Genomic DNA, 8,376 nt, shown 5'->3' on the forward strand with positions numbered 1-8,376 from the left:
CCTTAATCTCATCACCCTGGCCCGGGAACTGAAAATCAAAGGGAGAGTGATCAAATACTGAAAAATGAGTATCTTAAGGACAAAAAAATACTATGTGCGGAGGTACGGTACAAATGGAAGTAGAATTTCCCGGAGATCATAAAGCAGCTATGAAACAGGCCCGGGGAAAATTAATGGATTGGAACCGGTCCAATATCCGGGTCGGGAACAAGACGGCTGTGGTCTCATCCAAAGCCCCGGATGATTTCTCCTTTTACCAATTCGGATTTACCCCTTTCTGGGCCAGGAAAAATATGTATGTGATCAATGCCCGGTCTGAAGGCGACAATAATAAAGAAAACGACCCGATGTACGACGGTCCGCTGGGCATTACCAAAAAACCATTTTTCAGGGCCGCTATACAGTCACAGCGATGTATCATTCCCGTGACCGGATTTATCGAAGGGCCGAAAAAGGAAAAATACAGCAAGCCGTATCTTATCCACAAGCGGGACCCACACCATTCTATATTCCTGGCCGGAATATGGGATACCTGGGAGGATAAGGAGCATGAAAAGGAGATCAATACCTTTGCCATCATGACCACCGTAGCGAATGACTTGCTCCATAAGGTGGGCCACCACCGGTCCCCGGTAGTCCTGGAAGGGGATGAAATCGAACAGTGGATGGATATGGACAATGACATCGAGTCCGTTCTGCAACTACTAAAACCCTTCGACTCCACCGAATACAATGCCTACCGGATCGATCCCGCCCTCAAATCCGGCAAAAATAAATCCTGGGACCTGTACCGGCCGCACGGCCCGAACCTCAATGACACTTTTCCCGAAAATTGGTATGCAGACCACCTGGAGCCGATGATCGAAAAGGTGAAAGGTCGGGAAAGCCCGGACTTGTTCAATAATCCCAATTAACTCCATCCCGCCTCCCCCGGCGGAAGAACCTTGCCGCCTGGCATGTGCGCAGGGGAATAGGGCTTACGCCTCATGTTATAAAGCATATCCCCCGCCCTGGACCGTCTCCAGGAAGTAACGGGTTTCTTCACCATCGAGATCAGACAATACATGAAATAAGAAATGTCGGCTCGTACCTGTTCCCATACATTATGGCTGTCCTCATCTCACAAGCTGTCCTTCAACTGGTCCCGTCAACGAGGTTCCGTAAACTTTCGCAATACCGACAAAAAATTGAGGAATATTAATTACAATCCGCTCTCACTTCTTGTCCCCCACCCCATTATCCAGAAAATTCAGCAAATCCTGGTCCACTCCTATCCGAAAAACCAGATAGTCCGGAGATATAAAAAATAGAAATAGCAGAGTCATTAAACATTAACGTCAGTTCGACGAATATTTGATTCTGTCATTATTTTTGCTGAAAATGCAAAAAATCAATGCCAGAATCGACGATTCAACTTGTTTTCCAACCTGGGTTGGCCACCCAGGGTTAGTAATATTTCGCCCATTCAGGGCTCTTATTTACGCTGTCGAACTCACGTTAAACATTAAGAAGAAGGTTATAACAGTTGTATTTCTCATCTTTACAATCGCCCCAACCTATTTGGCATAATCCTATTAATAACGAATAATCACTACATATATTCAGATAATTTTGATGGGGTGTATCTGATTAAGAGTTAGTTTTTGAATTTAATTTGTTACATTAGGGATTGTACATGTGATAGTGGTGCTGGGATATCGACCTAAACCCTTTTACTATTTCCTTACAGAACAATTAGCTGAAAGCCATACCGCTAATCTCGTGGCTGTGCAACTATGAAATAATCCACCTGAAGATTGACAGTACGTAAAAATCAAAGAAATGTATATATCTTATTATGATGAATCCGGTGATGATGGCTATCCAAGATTCAGTTCGACCATATTTTGCTTGTCATCCATTTATATGCATTATAGTAATTGGAAGGATAATTATGAGAACATAGTGGAATTTAGAAGACAATTAAAGCTTGATTTCAACTTTCCAATTAAGCAAGAATTTCACTGCCGTCAATTTATTATGGATAAAAATCCATATCACGGCATATATTCCCCTCAGATCAGAAAAGAAATTTATGACCTTTTTATAAATTTGATTGTGATTTTAGACCTGGAAATAATAAATGTAGTAATAGATAAAAGCAAAATCGGCCATCGACCGTATGATGTGTTGGAAAAAGCATTTACCTATTCCATTCAAAGAATATAGAATACGTTGGAGAGGATAAACCCGAGCTCCAGGTATATGATATTCTGCGATAAGGGAAGAGTTGGAAAAATGCGAAAAACAGCTAGAAAGATCCAGAGAATAAATTATATCCCTTCAAGATTTCAATCTGGGGCCTCGTATAGAAAGGAAATAGAGGGAATGATAGAGGATCCAATAGAAAAGGACAGCAGAGAATCCTATTTTATTCAGATCAGTGATATTGTAGCTTATACGCTATACTTATATAGTGTAAGAAATTTGTTGAACCCAATGAGGAACTGGTCGCGAAGAAGTTTGAAGGTATTAAACTATGGAGATGAGGTGTCTGCAATGGACAGATTGCTTCCTGTATTAAACACCAAAGCCTCAAGAAACAATCAGTATGGAATCGTTCATTATCCAAAATAAAACACCACCTACGATCCATTCGGACTTTCAGTGGTTCAGGATAAATATACATAAGTTTTGTGGATTAAGCAAACTCAATGTTACCGAAGTCAGACATTCTATCCTATAGACCTTCTGGTCTGTCTGACCACCTTCTGTTAACTTTCTTATTTTGAAACCGGAAATTTATTGAATTGCCCGTATAGACCACTCACATTTAGCAGAAAATTAATCCGGCAGATATTTCTCTGTCTCTTCCATTGACTTTGAAAAGAACTACAGTGTTAGGGACCTGCGAATTCAAAGGGAATTTTCGGATCGAGACCTGTCTTTTTTGTTGGGATACCATCCAATTATTTGTATAATCCGTTCGCACTGCCCCCTTCAAGCGGGAGAATATATTAATAACCATCCGGTCCCGTTTGCAAATCCCAGGGGGATCCATTGTGATAGGATGCCCCCCAGGTTCATATCCTGTAAGGGTACTTGGCTAAAACCATGTCAATCCACTCTCGTTTCCTGCCCCCTCCCTATTATCTTTAAAATTCAGCAAATCCTGGTCCACTCCTATCCGAAAAACCAGATAGTCCGGAGATATAAAAAATAGAAATAGCGGAGTCATTAAAGATTAACGTCAGTTCGAAGATTATTTGATTCTGTCATTATTTTTGCTGAAAATGCAAAAAATCAATGCCAGAATCGACGATTCAACTTGTTTTTCACCCTGGGGTGGCCACCCAGGGTTAGTAATATTTCGCCCCTTCAGGGCTCTTATATACGCTGTCGAACTCACGTTAAGTTAATCCGAGTTTGACGAATAGTTATAGGTTCGTGAGGCATAAGGTGAAAATACAAGGCAGCTTCCTGGAGCTTTATCGGGATAAAGCTAAGGAAGGGAATGCAGCAGATTCTCCTTGTCGATCCAAGCTTGAGAATTTACATTTTGGAGTTAACACTTGAAAACAGCGATCTTCTTCCTAAATGGAGCTCAAAATAGTCCGCTATGCATTTGCCCTTTCTAGTCGAACCGTACTATTCTCAAGTGTTCTGTATCCTAAAAATTCATCGAACTCAGGGTAAATATATGTTTCATATCATACAAATTTGTCCGGGCCGGCCTGGTGTCTCCCTGTATAATCCGGTCCTTTTTGCTAGCGCATGAGGAAAAATCAAGATTTAACAACAATATCTTTTACTTTTGCCAAAGCAATTTAGTGTCTGACACAAGAGTTAATGATCCTTATTTTACATTACAACCATGAAATTCATACAAAAAATGACGATACTCTTTATGAGTGCGGTACTTCTCATTATAGCCGCCATTTTTCTATATATGCAGCATCCGAAATTTGGAAAAGCCCCCAGCAAAAATCATCTTGAAGTACTGGAAAAATCACCCAATTTCAAAGAGGGAACATTTCAAAACATACATTCTACCCCTTATATCACAGAAGGATATTCGATGATAAAAATAGCTTATGACTTTATTTTTACCCAATTCCCCCGAACGGTACCATTAGATACCATCCCTTCGATAAAAACAGATTTGAAAAACCTGCCCGTCAACGAAGATGTATTGGTGTGGTTTGGGCATTCCTCCTATTTTATCCAGCTCAATGGAATTCGATTTTTAATAGATCCGGTTTTTAGTGGTAATGCTTCGCCTATTCCCCGTTCCAATAAGTCATTTACCGGAACAGATATTTATACGGTAGATGATATGCCCACTATTGATTATTTATTAATCAGCCACGATCATTACGACCATTTGGATTATGAAACTATTTTGAAATTAAAGCCCAAAATTAATCGCGTAGTTTGTGGTTTGGGTGTAGGCTCACATTTTGAGCACTGGAAATTTGACTCATCAAAAATCATAGAGAAAGACTGGAATGAAAAAGTGGTGATTGATAACAATATAACATTACACACAGCAACGGCACGTCATTTTTCGGGTCGTGGTTTCACAAGAAGTAATACACTTTGGCTTTCATTTATTTTACAAACACCTACCTTCAAAATGTACCTGGGTGGAGATAGTGGCTACGATACTCATTTTGCTGAACTTGGAAAAAAATTCGACGGTTTTGATTTTGCAATACTTGAGAATGGACAATACAATAAAGCCTGGCAAGAATTGCATATGTTGCCCGAAGAAGTATTAAAAGCAACGCTAGACCTCAAAGCAGCGCGACTTTTTCCCGTACATTCATCTAAATTCAAATTGGCTTTTCATCCCTGGGACGAACCACTAGAACTTCTATCAAAACATAACAAAAATAAATACCATTTACCTTTAGTAACACCCATAATAGGAGAAATCATATATCTTAATAATAGTAAACAAATATTTACCCCATGGTGGAAAGAACTAAACTAAAAACAGCCAGCCCCTAACCCGGATACTAAAACAATAGGCAGAATGGGCTATATTTACCGTCAGTTCGACGAATATTTGATTCTGTCATTATTTTTGCTGAAAATGCAATGCCCAAGGCATCTGGCAAAGTCATCCCTATGAGGACTTCGTGCAAATCAATGCAAGAATCATCGTTTTACCTTGATTTCCACCCTGGGTTGGCACCCAGCGTTAGGCATATTTCGCTTCCCGACAAATTCATGTCGGGACTGGCACTTCAGAGCTCTTATTTTCTTTGTTGAACCCACGTTTTTTTTTATCAATATATTCTGGTAATATCCTGCTCTATTGATCTTCTGCAGCATACCCACAGCACGCAAAATCTTGTTTCTACACTATTTCTATCCATGATTTGTCCCGCTGGGACCGTTTCGGAGAGTGCCGTAGGTACTCACCCTGGGTAGAACGAGTGTATAATTGTTGCTTTCCGTGCCGTAGGTACGGTACATATGGTAAATACGCGATGGATCCAAGGCAATATAATCTTAATTATAGATGTGTACCCACAACAGGCCTATATCCCGACAGGACCTGGGGAATCCGGGAATTACCTGTTGCCATTTGTGGACAGTAAAGCGGTGATACGGTTTTGCGAAAGGCCAGACGATTCGATCAAAAATAAAGGTACTTAATCCTTAGAGCGGAAGTCTGTTGGAGAATTTTTCAATATAAATAGTCATTCTACGTTTCATCAATGGTATGACGTGCCACACAAAGAGGATTCAAGATGTGAAAATCATGGGCATTTGCCGCAAAGAAACCATAAACGTAAAATAACATCATTTGGAAAAATATCGCATAAATATTCCCGGATGGAAACTGGTTATGGTTATTATGTTCATTTCCTGTACCGGACAATCTGAAAGAACCACCCGGAGAGGGCAACTATCAGATCCCCAATCTGTTTATACGGATACTTCGACAAATAGGATTGTATATTTTTCGGACGATAACGGGACAACCTGGAAGGATAAAAGCCATGGATTGCCCGATAACGTCTCCCTGGGTATTGGCGGATTGGCCGTTTCCGACCATTCCGTAGGAATAGCTACCAAAGAATATGGGATATATCTCTACAATTCACAGGAACAGGTTTGGACTCCATTACCGACTGCTCAAGAAATCAAAAAGAATAATTTAGGGTCACTTGCTTTTTTCAAGGACCAGGTATACATCGGCACCCAGTTAAACGGAGTGTACAATACCTCAGATAACGGTCATCATTGGCAAAATGTAAAAGAAGGGCTTGAGAATCTATCCATTCGCAAACTTGTTCCCCTCGGAAATAGATTATATGCAGGAACCATGGCGGGCCTGTATTTACTTGCAGATCAAGGGAAATCCTGGCAATTAGTAGTTGGGAGCCCTTCTTTACAAGTTAACGGGATTACAGAATTTGAGGGCCGTATTTATATAGGCACTAATCAAGGCATCTATACAAATGCAAATAGTAAAAGGGAATGGAAAAAAATATTAGATGGGTATTCTATTCATAATATCCGTTCGGATGACGAGTGTGTTTACGCAATGACATACAATGAATTGCTTTCATCTACAGACCATGGAAATACCTGGAAAAGCATCCAACAAGGATTACCGGCAGCACTTTACACTTTCGACATGATTAAAAAGGATCATTTACTATTTGCCGCCCAATGGGACGGGGTTTACAGGAAAAGTAGCGAACAGGATCATTGGCAACACTACAGTAATGGTTTGCCTGACAACCTTGCTATAACAAACATCAAATCTAATAACACTGTTATCATCGTAAGTGGCAATGAAAAAGGATTACGTCAAGGAATGACAACGAATAAAAAGAATGCAAGCACCATGGAAATACAACTGGGCAACCACTCAGAAACGTAGAGAAAGTGAAGGATTATAATCCTCAACATTTCGCTCATTTTGAAAGTTTTCCCGCCGTGACGCTAGTGAGGGGGCCATTCAAAATTATTAACCCATGTGTATTTTTTGCACATTACCCGCGTATCCCGGATTACCCTACCATTTTGAAAATAAGTCACAGTGACACCCCTTATACGGGTTCTGTAACTTTCATCACAGCGAATCAATAAGTACTTGCTTATCTTTACAATAAAATACAGAATATTATGGCTACTATTAAACTAACAGCACAAAAATTCAAGTCCGACATCTTTGATTATTCCACAGAAGAGGAATGGGACTATAAAGGGGATAAACCTGCTATTATCGACTTTTACGCCGATTGGTGCGGCCCCTGCAAAATGGTATCTCCCGTACTGGAAAAACTCTCCGAAGAATATAAAGATCAGGTCATTATATACAAAGTGGATACGGAAACAGAAAGGGAATTGTCTTCCCTCTTTCAGATTCGCAGTATTCCGTCACTGCTATTCATCCCTATGGAAGGACAGCTTATGATGCAACATGGGGCACTTTCGGAGCTGGTACTAAAGCAAATAATCGAGGAAAACTTGCTTGCGACAGCTCCTTCACAAGAAACTCCGTGACCGGAATCAGATCATCCGATTCGCATCAACGGATGTGATTCCAAGGGTATGCCCGTCAATTTGTCGAAGGCACACGGTGAAGACATCCTTTCACCGCTTGTTTCCCGTGAATATCCTGCCATGGATCGAAGCCCAGGGTCGGAAATGACGTTATTATTGACTCCTGCCGTGCCGGATCTTTCGTCTATGGAGTTCATACCGGCCCTTGACGTCAACAAAATTTTTTCCGGATATATGTATTGCCCGCAATCAGGATGCCCTGGAGGCTGCTAATGTGATGGATATGGACCTTCCCCTACACCGGGACCACCCTACAATCAACAAAACCATTTAAAGAAAAAGGAGTTGAAAGGGTTTGATGGGAATAAATTAATAAAAGAAACCCTTAAGATGACCGAATGTAGTCCGACCCGGAGGTCGGACCAAGGGTATGACTGAACGCAATCCCGTTGACCAACGGGATCGAAGATGGTAAATCTATCTTCGGTGAAGGAACCTCGCCTTCCATGGCGAGGGTGCGCAAGCTCTGATGAGGGAACCTCACCTTCCAAGGTGAGGGTGGGTGAGCTCTGGTGAGGGAACCGAGGGTTCCGTCCCGAGGCTACAGTAAATACAGGAACCTCGCCTTCCATGGCGAGGGTGGGCAAGCTCTGATGAGAGAACCGAGCCTTCCATTCCGAGACTACATGATTTGTTTTAGTGGCAAATAACCCCGGGTGTTGAACCCGGGGTAAGTAAGAAACGACTTAGAAGTTCTGGCGTGTGTTTTTGCGTTTTGCAAAAACCATGACAGAACGGGAATGTGCAGTTCAAAACAAAAAACCTTGAAGGTCTTGCTTGTAAGGAAGGTAAAGACTGATGAAGTTC

At 41.3% G+C, this 8,376-nt stretch carries 8 protein-coding genes; 6 read left to right on the forward strand and 2 right to left on the reverse strand.

What is annotated here, in order from left to right:
• Positions 1-92: 92 nt before the first annotated feature.
• The 6 genes from LVD47_RS17200 (at position 93) to trxA (ending at position 7,509) form a co-directional block, all read left to right on the forward strand.
• Complete coding sequence (locus tag LVD47_RS17200; RefSeq protein ID WP_236979149.1) at positions 93-914, forward strand: SOS response-associated peptidase; 822 nt, start codon at positions 93-95, stop codon at positions 912-914.
• Between the two features lie 907 nt (positions 915-1,821).
• Positions 1,822-2,208 carry a DUF3800 domain-containing protein gene (locus LVD47_RS24395; protein ID WP_236979151.1) on the forward strand — a complete coding sequence of 129 codons (387 nt, stop codon included), beginning with the start codon at positions 1,822-1,824 and terminating at the stop codon, positions 2,206-2,208.
• Positions 2,209-2,214: 6 nt separating this feature from the next.
• Positions 2,215-2,616 carry a DUF3800 domain-containing protein gene (locus LVD47_RS24400; protein ID WP_236979152.1) on the forward strand — a complete coding sequence of 134 codons (402 nt, stop codon included), beginning with the start codon at positions 2,215-2,217 and terminating at the stop codon, positions 2,614-2,616.
• A 1,270-nt stretch (positions 2,617-3,886) separates the two neighbouring features.
• A complete protein-coding gene (locus tag LVD47_RS17215) occupies positions 3,887-4,975 on the forward strand; it encodes an MBL fold metallo-hydrolase (RefSeq protein ID WP_236979153.1) in 1,089 nt (362 codons plus the stop codon).
• Between the two features lie 822 nt (positions 4,976-5,797).
• Positions 5,798-6,883, forward strand: coding sequence for a WD40/YVTN/BNR-like repeat-containing protein (locus LVD47_RS17220; protein ID WP_236979154.1), 1,086 nt, complete (start codon positions 5,798-5,800; stop codon positions 6,881-6,883).
• A 245-nt stretch (positions 6,884-7,128) separates the two neighbouring features.
• Complete coding sequence (gene trxA / locus LVD47_RS17225) at positions 7,129-7,509, forward strand: thioredoxin (protein WP_236979155.1); 381 nt, start codon at positions 7,129-7,131, stop codon at positions 7,507-7,509.
• Positions 7,510-7,520: 11 nt separating this feature from the next.
• On the opposite strand, the gene LVD47_RS17230 is transcribed toward trxA, so the two are convergent.
• Positions 7,521-7,706, reverse strand: a complete 186-nt coding sequence (locus LVD47_RS17230; protein ID WP_236979156.1) for a hypothetical protein — start codon at positions 7,704-7,706, stop codon at positions 7,521-7,523.
• A 485-nt stretch (positions 7,707-8,191) separates the two neighbouring features.
• Positions 8,192-8,376: hypothetical protein (locus LVD47_RS17235; protein WP_236979158.1), on the reverse strand; the 185-nt coding region annotated here is incomplete at its 5' end.

Origin of the sequence: Membranihabitans maritimus, from assembly GCF_021729145.1 — a bacterium.
Taxonomy (GTDB): domain Bacteria; phylum Bacteroidota; class Bacteroidia; order Chitinophagales; family Saprospiraceae; genus Membranihabitans; species Membranihabitans maritimus.